The sequence below is a fragment of the Intestinirhabdus alba genome (genome assembly GCF_009711095.1).
Classification (GTDB): Bacteria; Pseudomonadota; Gammaproteobacteria; order Enterobacterales; family Enterobacteriaceae; genus Intestinirhabdus; species Intestinirhabdus alba.
This window is the reverse complement of sequence record NZ_WMJZ01000003.1, coordinates 189,386-209,900: the sequence shown is the minus strand read 5'-3', so window position 1 is coordinate 209,900 and position 20,515 is coordinate 189,386. Positions and strand designations below refer to the sequence as shown.

General features: G+C 49.1%; 41 protein-coding genes and 1 pseudogene. 27 read left to right on the top strand and 15 right to left on the bottom strand.

The genetic code is table 11. The features are described 5' to 3' along the window. Positions 1 to 122: 122 nt before the first annotated feature. The 13 genes from GJV78_RS03815 to GJV78_RS03765 all read right to left on the bottom strand — a co-directional run bounded on the left by GJV78_RS03815 (position 123) and on the right by GJV78_RS03765 (position 7,252). Complete coding sequence (locus GJV78_RS03815; protein ID WP_155107068.1) at positions 123 to 737, bottom strand: hypothetical protein; 615 nt, start codon at positions 735 to 737, stop codon at positions 123 to 125. Between the two features lie 301 nt (positions 738 to 1,038). Next, positions 1,039 to 1,221, bottom strand: a complete 183-nt coding sequence (locus GJV78_RS03810; protein ID WP_155107067.1) for a hypothetical protein — start codon at positions 1,219 to 1,221, stop codon at positions 1,039 to 1,041. Further along, positions 1,218 to 1,580 carry a RusA family crossover junction endodeoxyribonuclease gene (locus tag GJV78_RS03805; protein WP_155107066.1) on the bottom strand — a complete coding sequence of 121 codons (363 nt, stop codon included), beginning with the start codon at positions 1,578 to 1,580 and terminating at the stop codon, positions 1,218 to 1,220. Before GJV78_RS03805 ends, GJV78_RS03810 begins: the two co-directional genes overlap by 4 nt. Then, positions 1,577 to 1,858 (bottom strand): hypothetical protein, encoded by a 282-nt coding sequence (locus tag GJV78_RS23455; protein ID WP_230979053.1) that lies wholly within the window; start codon positions 1,856 to 1,858, stop codon positions 1,577 to 1,579. Before GJV78_RS23455 ends, GJV78_RS03805 begins: the two co-directional genes overlap by 4 nt. Beyond that, positions 1,836 to 2,036 carry a protein NinD gene (gene ninD / locus GJV78_RS22905; protein ID WP_167519359.1) on the bottom strand — a complete coding sequence of 67 codons (201 nt, stop codon included), beginning with the start codon at positions 2,034 to 2,036 and terminating at the stop codon, positions 1,836 to 1,838. The genes GJV78_RS23455 and ninD overlap by 23 nt, the downstream gene beginning before the upstream one ends. Next, positions 2,033 to 2,479: a recombination protein NinB gene (locus tag GJV78_RS03800; RefSeq protein ID WP_155107065.1), complete on the bottom strand. Its 447-nt coding sequence runs from the start codon at positions 2,477 to 2,479 to the stop codon at positions 2,033 to 2,035. The genes ninD and GJV78_RS03800 overlap by 4 nt, the downstream gene beginning before the upstream one ends. Beyond that, positions 2,436 to 2,672 (bottom strand): Lar family restriction alleviation protein, encoded by a 237-nt coding sequence (locus GJV78_RS03795; protein ID WP_001281772.1) that lies wholly within the window; start codon positions 2,670 to 2,672, stop codon positions 2,436 to 2,438. The genes GJV78_RS03800 and GJV78_RS03795 overlap by 44 nt, the downstream gene beginning before the upstream one ends. Positions 2,673 to 2,911: 239 nt before the next feature. Next, positions 2,912 to 3,187 carry a hypothetical protein gene (locus tag GJV78_RS03790; RefSeq protein ID WP_155107064.1) on the bottom strand — a complete coding sequence of 92 codons (276 nt, stop codon included), beginning with the start codon at positions 3,185 to 3,187 and terminating at the stop codon, positions 2,912 to 2,914. Next, complete coding sequence (locus GJV78_RS03785; protein WP_155107063.1) at positions 3,184 to 3,639, bottom strand: helix-turn-helix domain-containing protein; 456 nt, start codon at positions 3,637 to 3,639, stop codon at positions 3,184 to 3,186. The genes GJV78_RS03790 and GJV78_RS03785 overlap by 4 nt, the downstream gene beginning before the upstream one ends. After that, on the bottom strand, positions 3,640 to 5,520 hold the full coding sequence (locus GJV78_RS03780) for a toprim domain-containing protein (RefSeq protein WP_155107062.1): 1,881 nt from the start codon (positions 5,518 to 5,520) through the stop codon (positions 3,640 to 3,642). Positions 5,521 to 5,631: 111 nt separating this feature from the next. Beyond that, on the bottom strand, positions 5,632 to 6,483 hold the full coding sequence (locus GJV78_RS03775; RefSeq protein WP_155107061.1) for a replication protein: 852 nt from the start codon (positions 6,481 to 6,483) through the stop codon (positions 5,632 to 5,634). Positions 6,484 to 6,661: 178 nt separating this feature from the next. After that, a complete protein-coding gene (locus GJV78_RS03770) occupies positions 6,662 to 6,940 on the bottom strand; it encodes a lambda phage CII family protein (protein WP_155107060.1) in 279 nt (92 codons plus the stop codon). A 111-nt stretch (positions 6,941 to 7,051) separates the two neighbouring features. Beyond that, a complete protein-coding gene (locus GJV78_RS03765; protein ID WP_155107059.1) occupies positions 7,052 to 7,252 on the bottom strand; it encodes a Cro/CI family transcriptional regulator in 201 nt (66 codons plus the stop codon). 100 nt (positions 7,253 to 7,352) lie between these two features. On the opposite strand from GJV78_RS03765, the gene GJV78_RS03760 reads away from it, so the two are divergent. Together GJV78_RS03760 and GJV78_RS03755 are read left to right on the top strand one after the other, a co-directional pair. Beyond that, positions 7,353 to 8,063, top strand: a complete 711-nt coding sequence (locus tag GJV78_RS03760; protein WP_155107058.1) for a LexA family protein — start codon at positions 7,353 to 7,355, stop codon at positions 8,061 to 8,063. Positions 8,064 to 8,126: 63 nt separating this feature from the next. Beyond that, on the top strand, positions 8,127 to 8,822 hold the full coding sequence (locus GJV78_RS03755; protein ID WP_155107057.1) for a BRO-N domain-containing protein: 696 nt from the start codon (positions 8,127 to 8,129) through the stop codon (positions 8,820 to 8,822). Positions 8,823 to 8,863: 41 nt separating this feature from the next. Here GJV78_RS03755 and fumD read toward each other — a convergent pair whose 3' ends face one another. Further along, a complete protein-coding gene (gene fumD / locus GJV78_RS03750; RefSeq protein ID WP_155107095.1) occupies positions 8,864 to 9,073 on the bottom strand; it encodes a fumarate hydratase FumD in 210 nt (69 codons plus the stop codon). Between the two features lie 447 nt (positions 9,074 to 9,520). On the opposite strand from fumD, the gene GJV78_RS03745 reads away from it, so the two are divergent. The 25 genes and pseudogenes from GJV78_RS03745 (at position 9,521) to GJV78_RS03635 (ending at position 19,291) form a co-directional block, all read left to right on the top strand. After that, positions 9,521 to 9,799 carry a hypothetical protein gene (locus tag GJV78_RS03745; protein ID WP_155107056.1) on the top strand — a complete coding sequence of 93 codons (279 nt, stop codon included), beginning with the start codon at positions 9,521 to 9,523 and terminating at the stop codon, positions 9,797 to 9,799. A 7-nt stretch (positions 9,800 to 9,806) separates the two neighbouring features. After that, positions 9,807 to 10,394 carry a hypothetical protein gene (locus GJV78_RS03740; RefSeq protein WP_155107055.1) on the top strand — a complete coding sequence of 196 codons (588 nt, stop codon included), beginning with the start codon at positions 9,807 to 9,809 and terminating at the stop codon, positions 10,392 to 10,394. A 76-nt stretch (positions 10,395 to 10,470) separates the two neighbouring features. After that, positions 10,471 to 11,625: a pentapeptide repeat-containing protein gene (locus tag GJV78_RS03735; protein ID WP_155107054.1), complete on the top strand. Its 1,155-nt coding sequence runs from the start codon at positions 10,471 to 10,473 to the stop codon at positions 11,623 to 11,625. A 73-nt stretch (positions 11,626 to 11,698) separates the two neighbouring features. After that, positions 11,699 to 11,875: a hypothetical protein gene (locus GJV78_RS03730; RefSeq protein WP_155107053.1), complete on the top strand. Its 177-nt coding sequence runs from the start codon at positions 11,699 to 11,701 to the stop codon at positions 11,873 to 11,875. Between the two features lie 46 nt (positions 11,876 to 11,921). Next, complete coding sequence (locus GJV78_RS03725; protein WP_155107094.1) at positions 11,922 to 12,203, top strand: hypothetical protein; 282 nt, start codon at positions 11,922 to 11,924, stop codon at positions 12,201 to 12,203. Continuing rightward, on the top strand, positions 12,203 to 12,376 hold the full coding sequence (locus GJV78_RS22900; RefSeq protein ID WP_167519358.1) for a DUF7167 family protein: 174 nt from the start codon (positions 12,203 to 12,205) through the stop codon (positions 12,374 to 12,376). Before GJV78_RS03725 ends, GJV78_RS22900 begins: the two co-directional genes overlap by 1 nt. Positions 12,377 to 12,521: 145 nt before the next feature. Then, the gene (locus tag GJV78_RS03720; protein ID WP_155107052.1) at positions 12,522 to 12,749 is read left to right on the top strand and encodes a hypothetical protein; all 228 of its coding nucleotides are present in this window, start codon (positions 12,522 to 12,524) and stop codon (positions 12,747 to 12,749) included. Between the two features lie 76 nt (positions 12,750 to 12,825). Then, the gene (locus GJV78_RS03715; protein WP_155107051.1) at positions 12,826 to 12,981 is read left to right on the top strand and encodes a protease FtsH-inhibitory lysogeny factor CIII; all 156 of its coding nucleotides are present in this window, start codon (positions 12,826 to 12,828) and stop codon (positions 12,979 to 12,981) included. Then, a complete protein-coding gene (locus GJV78_RS03710) occupies positions 12,962 to 13,150 on the top strand; it encodes a DUF5444 family protein (RefSeq protein ID WP_155107050.1) in 189 nt (62 codons plus the stop codon). Before GJV78_RS03715 ends, GJV78_RS03710 begins: the two co-directional genes overlap by 20 nt. After that, positions 13,140 to 13,277, top strand: coding sequence for a hypothetical protein (locus GJV78_RS22895; RefSeq protein ID WP_167519357.1), 138 nt, complete (start codon positions 13,140 to 13,142; stop codon positions 13,275 to 13,277). Before GJV78_RS03710 ends, GJV78_RS22895 begins: the two co-directional genes overlap by 11 nt. Continuing rightward, on the top strand, positions 13,274 to 13,891 hold the full coding sequence (locus GJV78_RS03705) for an ERF family protein (RefSeq protein ID WP_155107049.1): 618 nt from the start codon (positions 13,274 to 13,276) through the stop codon (positions 13,889 to 13,891). The genes GJV78_RS22895 and GJV78_RS03705 overlap by 4 nt, the downstream gene beginning before the upstream one ends. Beyond that, positions 13,891 to 14,268: a hypothetical protein gene (locus GJV78_RS03700; RefSeq protein ID WP_155107048.1), complete on the top strand. Its 378-nt coding sequence runs from the start codon at positions 13,891 to 13,893 to the stop codon at positions 14,266 to 14,268. Before GJV78_RS03705 ends, GJV78_RS03700 begins: the two co-directional genes overlap by 1 nt. A gap of 23 nt (positions 14,269 to 14,291) precedes the next feature. After that, complete coding sequence (locus GJV78_RS03695) at positions 14,292 to 14,588, top strand: phage anti-RecBCD protein (protein ID WP_155107047.1); 297 nt, start codon at positions 14,292 to 14,294, stop codon at positions 14,586 to 14,588. Positions 14,589 to 14,598: 10 nt separating this feature from the next. After that, positions 14,599 to 14,775 carry a DUF2737 family protein gene (locus GJV78_RS03690; RefSeq protein ID WP_155107046.1) on the top strand — a complete coding sequence of 59 codons (177 nt, stop codon included), beginning with the start codon at positions 14,599 to 14,601 and terminating at the stop codon, positions 14,773 to 14,775. Beyond that, entirely contained in the window at positions 14,772 to 14,966 is a 195-nt protein-coding gene (locus GJV78_RS03685) for a hypothetical protein (protein ID WP_155107045.1), read from the top strand. The genes GJV78_RS03690 and GJV78_RS03685 overlap by 4 nt, the downstream gene beginning before the upstream one ends. After that, complete coding sequence (locus GJV78_RS03680; RefSeq protein WP_155107044.1) at positions 14,963 to 15,424, top strand: hypothetical protein; 462 nt, start codon at positions 14,963 to 14,965, stop codon at positions 15,422 to 15,424. Before GJV78_RS03685 ends, GJV78_RS03680 begins: the two co-directional genes overlap by 4 nt. Further along, positions 15,421 to 15,609 (top strand): hypothetical protein, encoded by a 189-nt coding sequence (locus GJV78_RS03675; RefSeq protein ID WP_155107043.1) that lies wholly within the window; start codon positions 15,421 to 15,423, stop codon positions 15,607 to 15,609. The genes GJV78_RS03680 and GJV78_RS03675 overlap by 4 nt, the downstream gene beginning before the upstream one ends. Beyond that, a complete protein-coding gene (locus GJV78_RS03670) occupies positions 15,606 to 16,229 on the top strand; it encodes an ead/Ea22-like family protein (protein ID WP_155107042.1) in 624 nt (207 codons plus the stop codon). Before GJV78_RS03675 ends, GJV78_RS03670 begins: the two co-directional genes overlap by 4 nt. Beyond that, the gene (locus tag GJV78_RS03665) at positions 16,229 to 16,693 is read left to right on the top strand and encodes an XF1762 family protein (protein WP_155107041.1); all 465 of its coding nucleotides are present in this window, start codon (positions 16,229 to 16,231) and stop codon (positions 16,691 to 16,693) included. The genes GJV78_RS03670 and GJV78_RS03665 overlap by 1 nt, the downstream gene beginning before the upstream one ends. After that, positions 16,690 to 17,010, top strand: coding sequence for a hypothetical protein (locus GJV78_RS23450; protein ID WP_230979051.1), 321 nt, complete (start codon positions 16,690 to 16,692; stop codon positions 17,008 to 17,010). The genes GJV78_RS03665 and GJV78_RS23450 overlap by 4 nt, the downstream gene beginning before the upstream one ends. Beyond that, positions 17,007 to 17,321 (top strand): hypothetical protein, encoded by a 315-nt coding sequence (locus GJV78_RS03655; RefSeq protein ID WP_155107040.1) that lies wholly within the window; start codon positions 17,007 to 17,009, stop codon positions 17,319 to 17,321. Before GJV78_RS23450 ends, GJV78_RS03655 begins: the two co-directional genes overlap by 4 nt. Further along, the gene (locus tag GJV78_RS23445) at positions 17,314 to 18,111 is read left to right on the top strand and encodes a DUF550 domain-containing protein (protein WP_230979050.1); all 798 of its coding nucleotides are present in this window, start codon (positions 17,314 to 17,316) and stop codon (positions 18,109 to 18,111) included. Before GJV78_RS03655 ends, GJV78_RS23445 begins: the two co-directional genes overlap by 8 nt. 103 nt (positions 18,112 to 18,214) lie before the next feature. Further along, positions 18,215 to 18,484 (top strand): annotated as a pseudogene (locus GJV78_RS03645) (hypothetical protein); the annotation flags it as partial. Further along, entirely contained in the window at positions 18,481 to 19,068 is a 588-nt protein-coding gene (locus GJV78_RS03640; RefSeq protein ID WP_155107039.1) for a hypothetical protein, read from the top strand. The pseudogene GJV78_RS03645 and the gene GJV78_RS03640, both read left to right, overlap by 4 nt. A 37-nt stretch (positions 19,069 to 19,105) precedes the next feature. Continuing rightward, on the top strand, positions 19,106 to 19,291 hold the full coding sequence (locus tag GJV78_RS03635; RefSeq protein WP_155107038.1) for a helix-turn-helix transcriptional regulator: 186 nt from the start codon (positions 19,106 to 19,108) through the stop codon (positions 19,289 to 19,291). Here the strand turns inward: GJV78_RS03635 and GJV78_RS23990 are convergent. Next, positions 19,260 to 20,462: a tyrosine-type recombinase/integrase gene (locus tag GJV78_RS23990; protein ID WP_167519356.1), complete on the bottom strand. Its 1,203-nt coding sequence runs from the start codon at positions 20,460 to 20,462 to the stop codon at positions 19,260 to 19,262. The genes GJV78_RS03635 and GJV78_RS23990 overlap by 32 nt on opposite strands. Between the last annotated feature and the right edge of the window lie 53 nt (positions 20,463 to 20,515).

The window sequence follows — 20,515 nt, the reverse complement described above, 5'->3', positions numbered from 1 at the left end:
AGCCCCGAGCTATTAACTCAGGGCTTGTTTGTTTGGCTGCTCTGTTCGCTTTTGCTCCGAGCATACACAAAACATACTACTTTCATTTCTTTTGGTCAATGAATTTACAAAATTATTTCATACTATGCCGCAATTGATGGGAATTCTTTCTCCAATTCTCGTTTCATAGCATAAAAAATTTCTGACTCCAGTACTTTCTCGCACCAAACCACTCGCTTGCGGCAATACTGAATATCAACTCTCGTTACCTGCGAAATCAGTCTGGCGATATCTTGCGTGCAATTGCGATAGCAATATCGCCTAATAGCTACATCGCGGACGGGGCTTTCACGGTGAAACGTCTTGACCATCACACGTTCAACGAAAGCAGCATCATCGGATTCTTTGGCGAGAGCGATGATGTTGCTGAACGTTGATTGAGGGATTACCAGTTCGCGAGCTTTCTGATAGAGCGCATCTCCTCGCAGCCCATCCTCTTCGTAAAGACGCATGACTACAGACTCAATCTGTTTGGCCTTGTCATCACTCCACTGGCTACGAATCATCAGGCGACCGATAACGTTGATTGCACCACCCGGAGAGTCATCACCGGCGTTAACCTTGCCCCATACCTGAAGCATGTAGTTAACCCATGCCTTCTGGCGAGAGTTGATGGTTTTCTTTGGGTGCTTCCATACGCGGCGAAAATGAGCGTCGTCGGTGAAGTTGACCATGCTGAACACTGGAGTTAATCGCATTAGATTTCACCTCCCTTGCAATGACACCATATTTCAAACATGCGCTTTACCACTTCCCGGCAATATAGCCCATCTGTATCTTTCGTCAGGTCATAGCGATTGCCATGCTTCAGCCGCATATAGCATTCGAATGCTTTGTTCATGCCTTCCCCTTATCTGCCAGGGTTAAATACCTGTCAGCCTGAATAAGTGCGTTGCATTCCCTTGCCAGAAGAGAACGGCGCTTAAATCTGATTGGAGGGAAGAAGAATTTTGCTGAGAGGATGTTTATTGCTTCACGGTTATGGATTGGCTTTATCATCTACGCCACCTCCGGACCATTGCCGGGCTTATTGACGCCCAGCCTGTTAATAATCTCCCTCTCCGCTTCGTAAAGTCCCGCGAGTGCGTGGTGGTATTCGTTGATTATTTCCCTGACGCGAGCTAATTTTTTTCTGTCTTTGTCGTCCTGCTTTTGTTTATCCGGAATATTAAGAACGCTCACACTGCCTCCAGTTCTGTAATTTTAATGCCCACCCTACCGCCTGGTATTTTCACCCCACGAATTACCCGAATATCGTCGAATTGCTCGTCGTCTTCCGCAAATCCTGCGTGGATAATGGAATCGAGCAGCCCCTTTAAAATATTATCGAGGTCTCGACGCCGGGCATCTGGCATATCGGCGATAACTTTTATTCGGAGGCGGGATTTTGTGAAAATATCTAATTTGAGGTGGTGAATGATTTGCTGGACGTCTTTTCGATACTGCTGGCCTTTATTGCTGATGAAATACTGACTCCCTTTTCGTCTCCAGTAACTATTAACGCTGGGTGGGTACGGGAGCACAAATTGATATTCGTTCATCGTACTGATAGCCTCCCTCCATTCGCCAACTGTCTCAGCGTCAGGACAATAGCCCTGTCCATTTCAGCCCGCCTCTCTTCCCGTGTCATATCCTTGCCGTTGTCTATTCTGGCGTGACATTCGACGCAAAGAGCGGCGGTAAGACAATCATCAACTTTAATCCCGATCCCCTTCCCTTCGTTTCTGTGCGCAGCCTGAACCCCGTAGCCACCACACAGAACGCAGCAATCTATCTCCCTGACTGCCTGCAGCCATTTATGACTTCGATATATTGCCATTATTCATATCTCCATTTATTTCGACGCTGTCGTGCCATACGTCCTCCTTGGTCTCTGGCAGCGGTAAATTACCAACAGGCGACCGCTCGCACCGGATGCACCATCTGCACCAGTACTGTTGATCGGGCCGGAATCGGTAATCGTCTTTGCGTTCTCCGCAGCGGTAGCAGTGTTTCATGCGGCGCTCCCTGTTCGTTGCGACCATTCATACTCTCGCCGGGAATCATCACTCCACCGCACGTTACGTTCTGAGCCGAACCAGAACATGATTTCGATTAGCTCTGTCATGTTGGCTTTTCGCATTTTGCTGGTACGCACCCCGAGCAGAACAACGCCGCCGTCGATGCCGGGTACGCTACGTTGCTCCAGTTTTTTGGTCTTAAGCCACAGAGCGGTGAAGATGTCTTTCCAGTCTGCTGGCTCCAGCCGTTGACCATGCCATAGCACCTGCCGCGATACGTCCTGCAATAGCGCCCACATAAGGCGGTTTTGAGGATTACTGCGCTTGGGTTCTTTAACGTGGACTTCGTGGGGTGACTTGTCGTCGATTGGTAGTGATAGAATGGCGTCTATGGCGTTATTTCTGATTGCTTCGTTGCGAAGCAGAAAGGTTTGCTTCATCTCCTGCTCTCCGGTTCCATTTTTCAGCAGCCGCAGCAACTGATGGTGCCCATGCACCCCTAGCTTCACAGAGGTCACATTCTGCATAGCCCCACACATCAATATTTATTCCGGCCTCAACCCACAGACGAGCATTACCGCCGCAAAACGGACATTCTTTTAGCTTTGGCTGGGTTAATGATAGGTCGCTCATGCTCACCTCAGAATGTATATGGCTACCACAATGTTTAAGGCCGCTATCTGATATTTAATAAACGTCCGCAGGTTCCATTTCTCATCCCACAGAATTGCAGCCACGGCTGAGCCTACGCACATCCCAGCTGCTAGGCCGGTAATTATTCCACTCACACCCTCACCTCACTCTGTTTCTGATGCAAATAAAAAAGGCCACCGTTACCGATAGCCCTGTTAGTGTTTCTGCGATGTAGGCAATCATTGCCTAATTTCCTTTTCCATTGCTTCGATATCCAATTCATCCGGCAGGCTTTGGCAGTATGCGTAAATGCCAGCGTGGGTGATTTGATAGCCTTTGATAGTTACCGGGATGCTACCGGTAAGATTTATCTCCTGCCACTCAAGATAACCATCTTCGGCTAGTTGCGCGGCTATTTTCGATTTCGTTTGGATTAATGGTATTTTGTCGCTGTAGGCTCTATCGATTTCAGCGGCAAATGCTTTTTCAAGAATAGCCAATTGTTTTTTATTCATTGCGCTCTCACCTCACGTAACGCCTGATTGATAAACGCAGTTAGCGGGTTTCCCATGCCGAAAATAAATGATGGGCTTTTGCTATAAAACCACATTTTACTCCTGCCATTCCATTCACGATACAGAGTTCCCTGTTTTGCCAGAGACATTAAAATCTGAGTGACGGTGTTCCTGTCCAGCCCAATGGCATCAGCTATTTCTCCGGCAGAGGAATTTCTTGCTTCACCCAAATAGTTAATAACCGCTGAGACGCGCTGCCAGTGCAATTCAGTTAACCGATAATATTTTATTTTGCCATTCATGCTGTGTAACTCTAACTGGCCTGATACCGTTAAATCACAAATTACCCTGGCTATACGATTAATGGGTAAATTAGTGGCGATGTGGAGTTCTTTTTTTGATGCGTGCTTATGTGTTTCGAGGTAGTTAATTATTTTGTCTCTTGCGTTCATTTAATACTCCGTAACGTTCTCCTGTCGCCAGACCTCGTCATACTCAGAAAGTGGCATGTTGGCGATGTAGTTGAATGGGGATGCTGTTTCGGTGGGTAAGAACTGGTGGGAGTTGATTTCGAGGTACAGTGGGATTCCACCCTCCCATCCCTCACCATTACGCTGCTTCTCAAGCATCAGAACAGATGCAGGAGCTGCCAGCGCCTTGCGCTCCTTATCGTCAAGTTCTTCGCCCTGCTGATCTTTATGAATGGCCTTCTCACGAACTTTGTTGCGCCAGATGATGAACAGGTTATCGGCGAGGTCGGTGATCGAACCTGAACCTTTAACATCCATCTTGCCAGTAGGCTTCTCCTCACTCTCTCCCTTGCGACTATGGGTAACGAGCAGGATGTGAGTATTGGTTTTATTCTTGAAGTCACACAGAGCGTCTACGAAGGCTTTCTGGCCGTTGTAATCGTCATCACCTATTCCGCATTTCATCAGGCTATCGATGATGAAAAGCTCGATGCCGTATCGTTTCCAGGCGTAGGTAAATATTTCGATCAGCCGGTCAGCCTTTGCGGTTCCCGTCAGTCCAAATAGCCATAGTCGGTCATCGTAAAACTTGAATGCAGATTCGATTTCAAGCTGCGGAGGAAGTTTAAGGCATGTTGATTGCCGGGTCAGTCGTTTCAGCAGGATTCCAGGCTTAATCTCTAGCGAGGCGATGCATGTCTTAACCCCCTGTCGCATGGCTTCCAGCGCCATATGCCCCACCACTTCGGTCTTGCCGTGGCCGTTAACGCCGTTAACCAGCGACAACTCAGCCTGACGGAAAGCGAAGTTCTTATTCAGACATTCCCACGGGCTGTAGAACAGGCTCTGCTCTTTTCCATAGAAAGCGTTAATGGTGTCCTGATAAAACTCCCTTGCGCTGTAAAGCTCCTCCGGATCGAAAAATGATGCCCGCTCCAGATATCCCACAATGTCATCCGAAGAAATGCCAGCCATCAGGCATTCGTTGATGTCTTTGTGAGGAAGTTTTACCAATCGGCAACGGTGCTCACCGAGTCGTGTTGCGATCTCTCTGGCGGCGGCCTGTCCCACTTCATCGCTGTCCATGCTGATCCAGATTTCGTCGAACCGGTCGAGGTTATGATACTCAAACTCAATCCACTGCTGCTTGGCCCCCTTTCCCCCACCGAACGGCACGGACAACGCCGGGAAACCGTACTGGTAGTAACTCATGCAGTCGATTTCACCTTCGCAGAGGATGACGATCCGCATGTTCTTAGGGATAGCCTGCCAGCCATACAGACACGGCTCGCAATCCCCCTCAGCCATGATGACCTTCTTCCCGTCAGGACGTTCGGTGCTGATGCGCTTGACCTGCAACAGCTCTCCATCACGCTTGTAAGGGAATGCCAGCGCGTCCAGCTCTCGCTCCCCGTTCCAGACCTTTGCCGCGGCAACCTCGTACAGCTTCGCCGTCTCTGCGGAGATCCCACGAGTGGCAAGATATTCGATGTGCTTTTCGGTTTTAGTGAGGTAACGAGCTACTTTCTTGCGGTCTGGGCGGGAGAATTTCTTTTGCTGCTTGGCTGCGAAGTGGTGATCGTCGTCCTTGATGCCCAGAAATTCTTTAGCTTCGGTCATTGCCTGGTGTAATCCGCAATCCCTTACGGCTACCCAGAGGTCAAGCAGATCGCCAGTGGTTCCCTCAGCAAAGTCAGACCAAACTTTCTTCCCCGCTAGGTTAACTTTGAGGCTTTTCCCCGCCTCACCGTTGATACTGCCAGCTACCCATTCGTGACTTTCTCGCTTACCGTTTGGCAGTAGATATTTCGCTACTCTTTCGACCTGATTCCAGAGCAGGTCACTCAATTCTCCTGGAGTCATGATGCCCTCAAATCAAACTTATTGAACCAGTACCGGACAAAGCCATCGCTTAGTAAGCCGTGGTTGTACCCGGCAATCAGAAATGCCTTGATCCGTGATTTCATCGTCACCTCAGAAGTAAACGTATCCGCTCTTACTGACGGTCACGGCTGGCTTCTTGCCGGATGATTCAGGATCTGCAGTTGGCTTCTCGTCTTCCCACCGTTTGCAGTTCAGGTAGGTTGCTGGATAGAGTTTCTCGAATCCGAATTGCTTACCCATCCGGGAGGAGATATCTCCTGCAAGGAACGAAGCAAACTGGTCAGCGGTGCCACCGTTAGCGCGACGCCATTCCTGGTACTGAGTTCTGAATGCTGACTTGGCATTTTTCTTTCCGGTCTTACACATCCCTGCAAGCCAGAAAATATTCTCGAATGCCTCGTCAGTTGCCTGGTGTTTGTTTGAAGGCTGAGATGGTTTTTCCTCCATCGTCTGAACTTGTTCGGGCAATGTTTTTTTATCTTGTATTTCTTTATTTTGAATAGTGTCTTTTGTGTCCCCCTGTTTTGAGGGATATGAATCCCTCAGTTTGAGGGATGTTTTATCCCCTATTTTGAGGGGGATTCCCTCGTTTTGAGGGATGCGCCATTCTGTGATGTTTTTGTTGGGGCCAAACATACCGCCCTGCTGCTTGATAAGACCCATTCTGACCAGTTGCAATTTAGTTTCGTTGCAACGCTTTACAGGCAACTTTGCAATCTCAGATATCTGAGAATCGCTAATCCTGTCCATGGCCTTATTCCAGCCATAGGTCTTTCTCAGAATAGCCAGGAGGACTTTGAACTGTCTTTTAGTCAGGTCGGCTCCGGCGTAGGCTTCAAGAAGCATGTTGGACAGCTTGGCATAGCCATCTTCCAGCTCTGCCACTTTTCTCTCCACCGGGGCTTTTACCGCCCCGAACTCTGCGTAGGCTACGTTGCTCATTCGGGTCTCTCCAGTTTGCGTTTGCTTAGTTCAAGCGCCTGTTTCAACTTCTCAGCAGCCTTACGGCTAAACGTTCGAATGAACCTTTCACGAGCAACATTTTTGTGTATTTCGTCCTGGATAAATCTTTGCTTAACCATTAAAATATCTCCTGTGTGGTTGACATAACACAGTGTTCTCAAGCGTCCAGACTGCTACCAACAGCTGGACGTTTTTCTTTTGTGAGTATCGATGCAACCTGCCGCGCTAAATGCGCCATCTCATCGTCTACAACTCCCCACTCCAGCACCGCCAACAGCATTGAGAATTTCGGTATCCAGTCGCGCTTCCATCGGCTAATCTGAGCTTTATCGACGCCTACAGCTGCAGCCGTTTTCTCTGTGCCAATCAGGGCGATCTTGTTGAGTAAGGCGCTCTCAATTCGCAACGCCTCGTTGCGTTTATTTGCGTTTTCCATTTCGTATTATTTCCGTAGTTGATTAGTGATACGTGCGCATACCGTGTGGTATGCGCTGTGATTGGCTCCCTGCATCAGGTAGCCGGCCAGACTGTTAAAGAGCGGTACTGCTTAAGCGGCTGCTTTTTTATTGCTAGGGAAGGGCTTCACTTCCTCTGCATCAATGCTGCCATCAGGCTTAACTGTTAAAAAAATCTTTCTACCAGAGCGAATAGCCTTGTTAATTGCGCTTTGGTAAACACCTAGATCTTGTGCGGTCTTGGTTTGACCAAAGCGCATGGCATAATCTTTCAGGGTTATGCGCTGTTCCATACAACCTCCTTAGTACATGGGTTTATTATCACCGCCAGAGGTAAAATAGTCAACGCGCACGGTGTTAGATATTTATCCCCTGCGGTGATAAATTTGATATATGAGCACAAAAAAGAAACCACTAACCAAAGAGCAGCTTGATGACGCAGCGCGTTTAAAAGCCATTTATGAGAGAAAGAAAGTCGCACTAGGGCTTTCTCAGGAAGGCATTGCTTTTGTTATGGGGGTTGGGCAGTCGGCTGTTGGAGCTATATTGAATGGAGTAAACGCATTAAACGCAACTAATGCGGCGTTGTTGGCAAACATTCTCCAGGTTGGTATAGAGGAATTCAGCCCATCAATAGCAAAAGAAATTTCAGAAATGTACAGAGCAGTAGGATCTGACGTACAGAAAAGGAATGAGTACGAATATCCTGTTTTTTCGCATGTTCAAGCCGGTATGTTTACCCCTGAGTTTCGCTCTTTCACCCAAAGGGATGCAGAACGATGGATGAGCACGACTAAGAAGGCCAGCGAGGCCGCATTCTGGCTGGAGGTTGACGGCCATTCTATGACAGCCCCTGCTGGTTCGCGCCCAAGCTTCCCGGAGGGCATGTTGATACTCGTTGATCCGGAAGAACCAGTAGATCCGGGGGACTTCTGTATTGCTCGCCTCGGTGATGAGTTCACGTTTAAGCGGCTAATTAAAGACAGCGGGCAGGTGTTTTTACAGCCACTCAACCCTCAGTTCCCGATGATTCCGTGTAATGAGCGATGCAGGGCTGTGGGGAAAGTGATCGCCAGCCAGTGGCCTGATGAGACGTTTGGGTAGAGACGAAGCTGCGGCTAGGATGTTCAGTAGAATGCTTCAGTTAAAATTAATTTAGGAGAAAAAATGAATCATCCTGTTGCTTTGAATGAATTTGATTTTAACGGTAATGCCGTCAGGACTATGACTGACGATGATTCGGAAGTTTGGTTCGTAGCCAAAGATGTTGCAGATATTCTTGGCTATGCAAAGACAAACAATATGACAGAACGCCTTGATGAAGATGAAAAGCGGACGCTGTATATTGCAGCATCCCAGAATAATCAAACACTTATAAATGAATCTGGGCTGTACAACGCTGTCATGGGTTCTCAAAAGGATGAGGCCAAACATTTCAAAAAATGGGTTACCTCCGAGGTGCTCCCATCTATCCGTAAAACAGGCGGATATAAGATGGCTCCAAAAACCTACGCTGATGCTCTTCGCCAGCTGGCTGATCAGGCAGAAGCGGTAGAACGCACTCAGATGCTGCTGGAAAAGAAAGATGGTCAGTTTAAATCCGTACGCGGCGCTTTCGGCAACCACGTCATGCAGCATAACAAATACGTTCACAGTAAAGGTGAAGGCTTTAGGCATGCTACGATTGCGCACGTGAAAAGCGTGATTCCTGGGAAGTATAGCTGGCAGATGCTGGCGAACTACTGTAGCTACCACAAGCTACCAGTTGAGATCCTGACTCCACACTACCAATCAGTCCCGCTAAATTCCTATCCCGCAGAGGCATGGATGGCGATCTACAACATCGACATCTCAAAATTCTAATCTCAATTCATACCCGGCCACCGCGCCGGGTTTTATTTGCCCTACTCTTCCAGTAATTTCACAGCAAGCTCCATGCACTGTAGCTGGTCTTCATCCCACTTCTCCAGCCCCTTCGCTAGCTCCGTTCGTATCACGTCAGCTATAGCCACTCGCTTTGTCTCATGACCCTCAGCAACCATAGCAAAAACGACATCGCCCACAATCCTGCACATTTCCTGATAGCGCATCTGCGCCATTTCTTCGTAATCCATACCCTGAACCCGCTCATTTTTTCGCTCAATAAAGTATCGCATAGTTATTTTAAAAAAATAAATCTTCTGATTAAACATGAAGATAACCATTTGCGGTGATAAAATATCTCTGGCGGTGTTGACTTCAATACCACTAGCGGTGATACTAAGCCCATCAGCAGGAAGCTGGTAGCGACAAGGAACAAAGTCGCAGGCTCTTTAACAATAAGATTCCTACCTGATGCAGGTAGGCCGGAGTAAGTGCTTCGGGGTGTGGTGAATCCGTAGGTCGATACGGTAAGCGTAAGTGTGACGGGGTTCCTAGGCCCGGTGTAGCAAACGTGACGGTAAAGACGATCTGGTGAAGTCATCCTTAAAGTGGACGTAGGTGGGTTCGATTCTCACTACCGATGGTCGCATTTTCGGCGCGACCCACCACACCACCAAAGCACTTAACTGGAGATGAACATGAACGCTAAACAGCGCTACAACGCTCGTCGTGCAACTGAACATCGTGAAATGAAGCAGTACACCAAAAAGATTAATCGCGCTTTCTTGCGCTTATCTGAGGGCTGTAGTGAGAAAGTAGCCCGCGCAACATCGTTTGACAGCCTGCGCGATAAGAAAGAGCAACCAGTTGAACGCAAGCAGAACCGCATTTACTACCGGGACGCTAACCCGCTGGGGAACAAAATCCATGCCGTACAGAAGCAGCGCGGAAAATCAATTCCGGCTTATTTTGATTGAGGTGAGCATGACGCCAGCAACTATCCCGTCGAAATTGTACAGACCACTCGCAGAAGTAAAAAGCTATGTCGAAAAGATGCCGGATGGCGTCACACTGACAAAATTGAGCAATAAAGTTGGCGTGTTTGGCTCTCTCACCAAGAAAGAGAAAACAACACTCATTGATTTTCTGGAGCAGCGGGAAAGCATACTTGTTATTCAGGCAAAGCCGCTCAACGGAAAGAATCTGATGACATTTCTGCGTCATAAAAAATTTGGCTATCCAAACACAATCCCCGGCTATGTATATCCGGTAAAAAAACAGCAGGCAGCAACAATACCTGAACCGATAGAGCGACAGGAGAAAATAATGGAAACTCTGTCTATACCCACCTCTCCTGAAGCGCTCAGGAAGCAGGCCGAGAGATTATTAAAAGCGGCCGAGGAAGCCGAGAAAAAAAGAAACGAAACTGATTTCATGAATAAACAACTCGCGCCGATAAAACTGGAAATTTGTCAGGCAGCAGGAAAGATGCAGCGCAAACTAGACGAATTTATTGATTGCATGGACGAAATGAATAAGGCGATACAGAAATTTAAAGACCTCAGCGCATGAAGCTGAGCAGTAAGCCACTCATCTAATCAGGTCGCAATGTGGCCTTTTTTATTATCTAAATTTAAGGAATAACAAAATGAATTCAGCAGAATTATCAAAAATTCTTGAAGAGCATAAATTGTGGATTACATCGATGCGTGAAAACGGATCGAGAGCCGACCTGCTCGGTGCCAACCTGCTCGGTGCCAACCTGCGCGGTGCCGACCTGCGCGATGCCAACCTGCGCGGTGCCAACCTGCTCGATGCCAACCTGCTCGATGCCAACCTGCGCGGTGCCAAGCTGCTCGGTGCCGACCTGCGCGGTGCCGACCTGCGCGATGCCAACCTGCGCGGTGCCAACCTGCTCGATGCCAACCTGCTCGATGCCAACCTGCGCGGTGCCGACCTGCTCGGTGCCAACCTGCTCGATGCCAACCTGCTCGGTGCCGACCTGCTCGGTGCCGACCTGCTCGATGCCGACCTGCGCGGTGCCGACCTGCGCGATGCCAACCTGCGCGGTGCCGACCTGCTCGGTGCCGACCTGCTCGATGCCAACCTGCGCGGTGCCGACCTGCGCGATGCCGACCTGCTCGATGCCAACCTGCGCGGTGCCGACCTGCGCGATGCCAACCTGCTCGGTGCCGACCTGCTCGGTGCCGACCTGCTCGATGCCGACCTGCGCGGTGCCGACCTGCGCGATGCCAACCTGCGCGGTGCCGACCTGCTCGGTGCCGACCTGCTCGATGCCAACCTGCGCGGTGCCGACCTGCGCGATGCCGACCTGCTCGATGCCAACCTGCGCGGTGCCGACCTGCGCGATGCCAACCTGCTCGGTGCCGACCTGCTCGGTGCCGACCTGCTCGATGCCGACCTGCGCGGTGCCGACCTGCGCGATGCCAACCTGCGCGGTGCCGACCTGCGCGATGCCAACCTGCTCGGTGCCGACCTGCTCGGTGCCGACCTGCTCGGTGCCGACCTGCGCGGTGCCGACCTGCCTGATCAAACTTTCGTAATCATGGGAGAGAAATATTTTATCAGCATCACTAACGGCGAATATGTTCGTGCGGGCTGCCAGAATCACACTGTCGAAGAATGGAGGAAATATAGTAAACAGGAAATAGCAGAAATGGATGGCCGCACAGCTCTGAGATTCTACCCTCGACTGCTGGATATTATCGATTTCTATGTTGGTAAAGGCGAACGTCCGGATTGGTTAACAAGTAAAGAATATGCAGATGAAGTAACTGAGTAAGCGTATTTTTAGCAGCGAGACATGACAATTTTTGGGTGATAAAATGGCATAAAAACATGCACTGGAGAGAAAAATGAACGAAGAAGAATTATCTAATGTGATTGAGTTAATCACCTCTGACTACGGTGTAGAGGATGCTGATGAATGTGATCACGGTTACTATGCATATGTAGATGGCGGATATCTTCCCGACGTATACCAGTCACGCGGATCTGCTTTACAAGCCATATACGAAACACTGACACAATGACCCGCTGCGGCGGGTTTTCTTTTTGCAGCAAGGACCAGAGGTGAATATGAAAACTTTCAAAGGAACTCCCGGGCCATGGTCGCTGGATGAGTTTGATAGTGTGGTGCATGAGAATTCAAATGTGTTGGGACGCAAGGAGTTAGTGCGAGTAAGTGGCGTTTCTCTGCCGAGAAGAGTTACAGAAGAGTATACAGCTAATACCAGACTTGTTTCAGCCGCCCCTGAGTTGCTCGAAGCTCTGCAACTGTTTCTCGATGCTCAGATTCTTCCTGAGTATCACCAAGGCGTAGCTAGAGCAGCAATCAGCAAGGCTCTGGGGGAGGAGTGATGAAAACAGTACGAGTGACAATTGAAACGTCATGGGTTGGTGCTAATGAGGTTGTAGACATCGAAGTCGATGATGATGCAACGGAAGAGGAAATTGCAGACGCAGCTCACGAAGAGTTTCTAAATTATTGCGGGTATGGATATTACGTGGTTGGCGAGGAAGAAAGCGAATAATCACTGTGTATTCATTCTAGTGAGTGAATACACGGAGCAATATCGCTCACATCAACCAAAGGAGACGATGGATTGATGTTCTGATTAAATCCCTTGTTGTCTGTTGGCCCGGCTTTTGTCGGGCTTCTTTTTGCCTGGAGGAAATATGAGTATTGCTGAGATGCAGATTGATTGTCGTGAGGTTCGAATTGAAGGTGTTCGTTACGACCTTATTCGAGTCATTGCTGATGGGGTTGATACTGAAGATGTAATGAATGCCATTAAACGCAACGGAGATATTGATGAAGCCCTTGATTGCTTATCAGCATCAGACGTAATCGACTGGCTGGAAAAGCAAGGATACACAGTTACCGAAGATACTACAGCCGCCTGAGTGAGGCTTTCCAGCATATCCACAGCGCTTCATTCGAGGCGTTTTCGATATGAAATCAAATAAAAGGAGTCCTGCCATGCAACAGTTCGTTTTTGCAGGGTGGCCTGTTGCTGGCTGCCCTTCTGAATCACTTCTCGACAGAATCACAAAAAAACTACGCGCAGGATGGAAACGTCTGATTGATATTTTGAATCAACCGGGAGTGCCAACTTATGACCATTACGCCAATTAACGGGGCAATCCTGATAAAGCAGGGGAATCGTGAATTCAACAAACTCTATGAGAAGGTATTCCCTGATACAAAACAGGGATTATCTGATGCGTATACGTGGGCGGCTGTAATAGCGCTTGGCTGGGACAATTTTCAAGACGACGACTGGAATAAAAAATATGCATCCTGATGATGAAGATTTTATAGCTCTTGTTTCCACTGAAATCGAGGAAGAGGTAGAGCAGCAAATTAACTTAGCCGCAGAACGGCAGAATCCGATTATTAGCTGGGATGAATTTGCGGGGTATTACTCATGAGCAAAGAGTTTTACGCAAGACTGGCTGAAATTCAGGAGCACCTGAACGCGCCGAAGAATCAGTACAACTCGTTTGGCAAATACAAATACAGAAGCTGTGAGGACATCCTGGAGGGTGTTAAGCCACTGCTGAAAGGCATGTTCCTGTCTATCAGTGATGAAATTGTGCTGATTGGCGACCGTTATTACGTCAAAGCCACGGCGACTATTACGGATGGCGAAAATAGCCATTCAGCAAGCGCTATGGCGCGAGAAGAAGAAAATAAGAAGGGAATGGATTCAGCTCAGGTAACGGGCGCTACAAGCTCTTACGCTCGCAAATATTGCCTTAACGGTTTGTTTGGTATCGACGACGCCAAAGACGCTGATACTGACGAGCACAAACAGCAGCAGAATGCAGCGCCTACAAAGCAAACGAAATCATCGCATTCCTCCCATGCTCCTGAACAGGTTCTTAAAGCATTCACTGATGCAGCAATGCAGAAAAACACGGTGGAAGAGCTTAAACACGCTTTCGCCAAAGCGTGGAAGATGCTGGAGGGTACAGAAGAACAAGCGAAGGTTAAGGATATTTACAACATCAGACGAGACGAATTAGAAGGGGCAACTGCTTAATGGCACATTCGATTACTGTAAGACTAAACAAGCCTGCAAGAGAGTTTCAGGCCGGGGAAAATATCGGATTCAACATCCGTGCTGGCGTTCAGTATTACGACCGCCAGACAAAAAATAAAGAATGGACAAACTACAGCGCCGTTGTATTTGCCAAGCCGGGGGCGCAAGAGGATTACTACCGTAGTGTTCTTGTTGAAGGTGGCATCGTGGAAATTACCGGAGAAAACATCAAGGTTGATGTTTATCAGGGGCAAAATGGTCAATCAATCACTCTTGAATTTCTAAATGCAAAGATTGGGTTTGCAACTTCAGGAAACAGCCAACAAAGCAGCAATCATCAAAATCATCCTGAGTACGACGATTCAATTCCCTTTTAAATTAACAAAATAAGGATTCCATTATGCCAGCGCCTCTGTATGGTGCGGATAACCCGTGCCGCTGTTCCGGCAATTCCGTATCGGAGGTGCTGGATAAATTCAGAAAAAACTACGACCTGATAATGTCGCTACCGCAGGAAACGAAAGAGGAAAAGGAATTTCGTCACTGTATATGGCTTGCAGAGAAAGAAGAACGCGAGAGAATTTACCAGACGTCAATCCGACCATTCCGCAAAGCCACATATATCAACTTCCCTGAATATATCGACCCGCGCCTGCGTAATTACCGTTCACGATATGGTGCTATTAGTAATAACTGAGGAATTCACAATGAGAGGTTTATCTTACGACCCCGGCATCCTTCCATCTGAAATGATTATTCGTCACCGCTTCAAACCCATCAACGACATCCCCCGCGAAGAGATGATAAAAAGAAACTCGTTTCCAAGCGTGAATAACAATCGATATCTTACAGCGCGGTTAAACCAGATGAGGTCGAATAAATGAAAAAATATCCAAAAATAGGAGGTGTTTTAAAGAAAACTAAAAACACCTCTGCAAAATGTAAGTGCGGCGCTGTAGCGAAATATAAAACCACTGTTCAGGTAAATATATTCAGGGGAGACGACGAGGTTTTCTGGGCCTGCGCCGAACACAAAAATAACTGCGATTTTTTAATTAATGGAGCAGCCCAATGAACGATATCACCGCACTGGAGCAGGAAATTCATGAATTAAAATTGCTGTGTGCCGACGCGCGACAGCGCAAGTTATACAAATTGATTATCAGCGCCTCTGTCACAGAGGCGCTGATAAAGGCGCTGGAGACGCTGGCTGCTGAGAATACTGCTCTGAAGGTCGCCGCGAAAGCAGCTTTCGATGAAATGAGTGATCATCATGATCATGACGATGATCGGCTTTTTACATATGACGCCGACGGGGTGGCGATGGACGCTCTAATCAGGCTCTATGATGCTGAGTTTACCGTTGAACAACTGTTGCTCAATATGAAAACCCCGGCCACCGACGTTTTTCTTGATGAAGCGCGGGCGCAGGGTGTGGAGATGTTGCGCGAACATCCGGCGATAAAAATTTGCTCTTTAACTCACGTATGTGATGAGTTCGCCGCCCAGCTTCGCAAAGGAGTGCAGTCATGAGCAAATTAACCCGTGAATTAGTAGCAAATGCCATGCTCGGCAGCATTGAAAACTACCTATTTGAGATTCTTGATTCTGTTCAGACTGACGCAGGAGAGCTTACGCCAGAGGAATGCTACAGCCTCAACGTGTGGGTAAGAAACGCCGTGGAAAAAGCCGCAGCAGAAGTGGAGACCGCCCAATGAGCAACATCGTCAAACAGGCGCTGCGTGAAGCGGCGACAGAAGCCACTCAGGGTAGATGGTACGTTGATTACGATTTTGATGTATGCCACGAAAGCGGCGCGTTTATCGCGGAGACACACGGCGACAATCTGGTGCAAAACGCAAAATTCATCGCCGCCGCTAACCCCGCCACCGTGCTGGCGCTACTGGATGAGCTGGAGCATTACAAATCACGCGAAAAGCGAGTTACAAAGCTGGTTTTGGATAACTCGACAAGCCGGGATGCTCTCTACAAGAAGCTGGAAGCCGCAGAACGCCGCGTAGCAGAACTGGAGGCGGAAAACGAATACATTCGCAATCGTTACAAAGAATTGGATTTGTTAATCGGAAAAAACATTCTGGTCATGCAGTCTGCAATTATCGAATGGCAGGCAACTAGCGACGCTAAGAAAGGACTCGCCTGGATTTATAACACGCTATTTGGCCCTGGCGAATTGCCTGACGAAGCAGAGAAAGACGCTCAGGCTTACTTTGACAGAAAATATGCTCCGCTTGACGAAGAAATCATGAAGCTTCACCAGTGGTTTTGGGAACGGAGCGAAGCCGAACGCGCTGCCGCTGGCATCGGTAAGGGAGAGTGATGGTCATATCGCCAATTACGCTTAAAACTGCACAGGCATTCATCGCCCAGCACCACAGGCACAACAAACCGCCGCGTGGACACAAATTCAGTATCGGGCTGAAAAACGCCGCGGGCGAACTGATTGGCGTTGCGACAGCTGGCAGGCCAATCGCCCGCCACTTTGACGACGGCCTCACACTGGAGATTAACCGCACCTGCACCACCGGTGAGAGAAACGCCAATAGCGCGCTGTACGGTGCGGTATGGCGCGCGGCTCGGGCAATGGGTTACCAACGATGCATTACCTATACGCAAGCCGACGAGTCAGGCGCATCACTGCGTGCTGCCGGTTTCGTTCGTGTGCGTGAGTTGCCACCGCGCCCGGGCTGGGCGGCGTCCAGCGTTGCGCTTAAAGACAAGCGTGACCCGATAGGCAATGGTGGTGTTTCTCGCGTTCTCTGGGAAATCAGGAGAGTTGTATGAATAAGATTACCAATGAGCAGTTGGATGGGCTGATTAAGTCAGCGGTAAATTCTTCTGGCCCCTTGCCTCCTGACGAGAAATTTTCACAGATAATTTCCGCCTTACGTGAGTTGCGTGATTTGAGAGCCGCCATGCCTCAGGGGGTAGATGGTGCCCTCACTAATGAGGATACCAAACGGGTGGGCGAGTTGGTCATGTGGGTTAAGCGTTTAGCCCACTCAGTCAAAAAAGACAACCCTGATAGCAAGTTACAAAGAGATGCAATGGACTATTTGGGCCGCAAAGGGTTAATCAGTGTGGAGGATGTATTAAGATGACCACTATTACAAGAGAACAGCAAAAACAAATTCTAATCGATACAGCGACCATCATAATTAATCGAGAGAACACGTCCGAATATAGTGAAAACCTGCGAGAGCTGGCGCGTATCGCGCTGGCATCGCTGACGGCAAAACATCCGGAATTGAAGCCAGCTAATCTAATCAACAAATTTTACGAACGTTACCCGCTCGACACATTCAAGAGCGATACCCAACGTGCTGAGGCGCTGGGGTATTTCATGGCTGGAGCAGAATTACAGTGTTTTGGCGAGTTCGTTAGATATGAGGATCTATGCGGTGATGAATAACAAACTAACAGACGAGCAGTTATCAGAGATGGTTTCTACGTTTGACTCTGAGCCTGCAAATATTACAACGAAAGTTATAGCGGCGATGGCTGTTGAGTTACAGGAACGCCGCAAAGCCGCCGCTGAGCCGGTGCGCTATCTGAATAAATTTTCTGGTGTCTGTGTGACGCTAGAACAGCAACCGAACGCTGCTGCAGATGTCGCTGTGTATATTCCGCTCTACGCCGCCGCGCCAGCGCCGGTAGCGCCAGAGGAAATGCCAAAAGGCCTGGCTGGTCAGATAGTCAGCCTGTTGGCGCATAATATAGGCGATAAGTTTTTGGCACAGAAAATCTGGAACGCCTGCCGCGCCGCCATGCTTCAGTGTGCCGAACCTGTAAGTAATCGTGATGAGTTGCGCGAAAAGGTTCGCTGTGAGCACGCTGAATGGTCTGATGCCACGTTTGGCGATGTCGGCCCCGTCGGTCCACTGAAACACCTCTCGAAAGAAGCGCTGGAAGCTGCTGCCAACCCGGAAGATCCGCTTGAGTGGGCTGATATGCAGTTTTTGCTGTGGGATGCTCAGCGGCGCATGGGTATCTCTGACGAGTTTATTACCAGGGCGATGGTCGAAAAACTGGAAATAAACAAATCTCGCCGGTGGCCTGAGCCGAAAGACGGTGAACCGCGATTGCACATTAAGGAGGGGCCAGAATCGGCGCTTCCTGAAATTGAATGTGATATCTGCAGGCATGTATCTACTGACCCGGAGGGGAGGCACTACTGCTGTGAGGATAACAGCAATGATTGATAAATATCGTTTAGATGATTTACGGCTTGAATCCGGCGAAAAAGGTGATCTCGCCCGCTGGGTTATTCATTTGCAAACAGAACTCGATAGCGAGCGCCGCAAAGCTGGCAACTCTCCGGTAATTCCGGATGGTTATGTAGTGGTGCCGAAGCGCATGACCGCCGAGAATGGCGCAAAGAGAGCATTATCAGGTGAATTTACAGAAACAAGGTTCATAACTTGTACAGAGTGTTTTGGTGATGACGAGTGCGAAAACTGCGACGGGAGCGGGAGAATTGAAATCACCGTTCCTGTCACATGGACGACCATCAAAGCTATTTGGGCTAAAGGTGTTGAGCATTTCTCATCAGCGCCGCGGCAGGAGTCTAAATGATGAAGCTGATTGATGTTTTAGTGCGAGATTTACACAAATTTGGTGGCTGGCCTGATGGAGCGGTTGTGTGTCATCGGTTTGTGGATGAAGCAACAATTGATTTCTATGACGACGACGACAACTGGCCGTCCGACTGCTCAACTGAATACGGCGCAATCGCTCTTGAGTGTGTTAAGCCGAGAGTTATAGGGCAAGGAATTAGTAGCGAGACCGTCACCCGCGAGCAATACGAAGCCGCACTTGCATCCAGCAAGCCAGAATGGGATGGCGAGGGATTACCTCCGGTCGGGTGTGAGTGCATGGTTCGTGGCGAGATTGGAGATAATGGTTGGTATAAGTGCAAGGTTATCGCACATACGTTTTTTGATGGTTACAACTGCGCGGTTTTCCAGACTGAATCAACAGTATCCTGTTCATCAGATGGTAATTTCCGCCCTATCCGCTCAGAAGAAGATAAGAAGCGATATGCGGCTATTGAGGCGTTATTTGAGGTTCTTGATGCTGGCGTTTCGACATCGCAAGACTCTATTGACATTTACGACGCTATAGCAGCAGGAAAGATTCCACACATCCGCATCGACTAGACCGCCGCTGGGCGGTTTATTTTTATCTGGAGTAAAAATGATAAAACAAGCTGAGCAATTTTATAAAGCGCCTGAGATTTGCCGCATTCTGAAAATGTCCCGCGCAACGCTTTACCGAAAAGTGAGCCGAAAGGAGATCGACCCACCGCTGAAAAATGGCGCGATGGCGCGATGGCCTGAGTCCGCTATTGTTAGATATCAGGAGCGACTGAAGCAAGAATAAACCCCGTCAACCATCCCTCATAAAACGACATCATTTCTCTCCGTTCTGGCAAATACTCAGCGTGGTTGTAAGCTGCGACCACGCGATTACTCTCCGCATGAGCCAACTGCTTTTCAATAACCTCCCTCCTGAATCCTGCCTCATAAAGTGTTGTTGACGCCGTTGCCCGAAAATCGTGGCTCGTTATCTGCTTTGACGGAAAACCGAGATACTCAATGGCCCGGTTAACGGTAGAATCAGAAAGCGGCTCAAGCGGCTTTTTAATGCCCGGGAACATCAGTTCCCTGGCTCCCGTTAGCGCGTGCAGCTTCTCAAAGAGCTTCCGGGTTATAGGGGTTAACGGCACTGAGTGGGGCCGCTTCATCTTCATGCGCTCAGCCGGTATCGTCCACAGATTATTATCCCAATCCATTTCCTGCCACCTACCACGCCTCAACTCCCCTTGCCTCACGAAAACGAACGGCAACAGCATCAGGCAGATCTTCGTCTGCGGGTGACCCGTGTAAGCGCCAGCAGCCGCAAAATATTTGCGTAGCTCGTCATGGGTTAAGCATCGTGAGTTTTCAGCTTTGCGCGGAATTATAGCCCCTTTCAATGCAGCAGCCGGATCTGATTCAGCACGCAACGTGGATACGGCGTAGCAGAATATTGCGCTGCACCACTGCCGGACCTTAAGAGCCGACGACACCGAACCACGCCGCTCCATCTCGCGCAGCACAGCAAGTATTTCATGTGCCGTTACATCACGGATCGGCTTATCACCGAACGCCGGATAACAATTTATAGCAAGGAAGCTTTCTACCTGCTGAGTGGTCCCCGGCGTCCAGTTTTCCCTCTTCTTCTCTATCCACTCTACCGCCACAGTTTTAAAGGTGTTTGCTGCCTCAGCTTGTGCCTGCTCATTATCCAGTCGGCGGGCTGCAGTCGGGTTTATGCCCCTGCGTACCAGCGCGCGCACTCTGTCACGTTCGGCGCGGGCGTCGGATAAAGATACAGCGGGATATTCGCCAATTGTATATCGGCTGTCTTTCCCGCCCGGAAGATAGAAACGATAGCGCCAGATTTTCGCGCCAGTCGTGCGCACTTCAAGATAGAGGCCGTCGCTATCGCTGAGTTTGATGGTTTTGCCGGATGGCCTGGCGTTTCGCACTTTTACGTCAGTGAGGCTCACAGGACAAGATCCCCCGTTGTCCTAAATCTTGTCCTGAATCTTGTCCTGTTTTG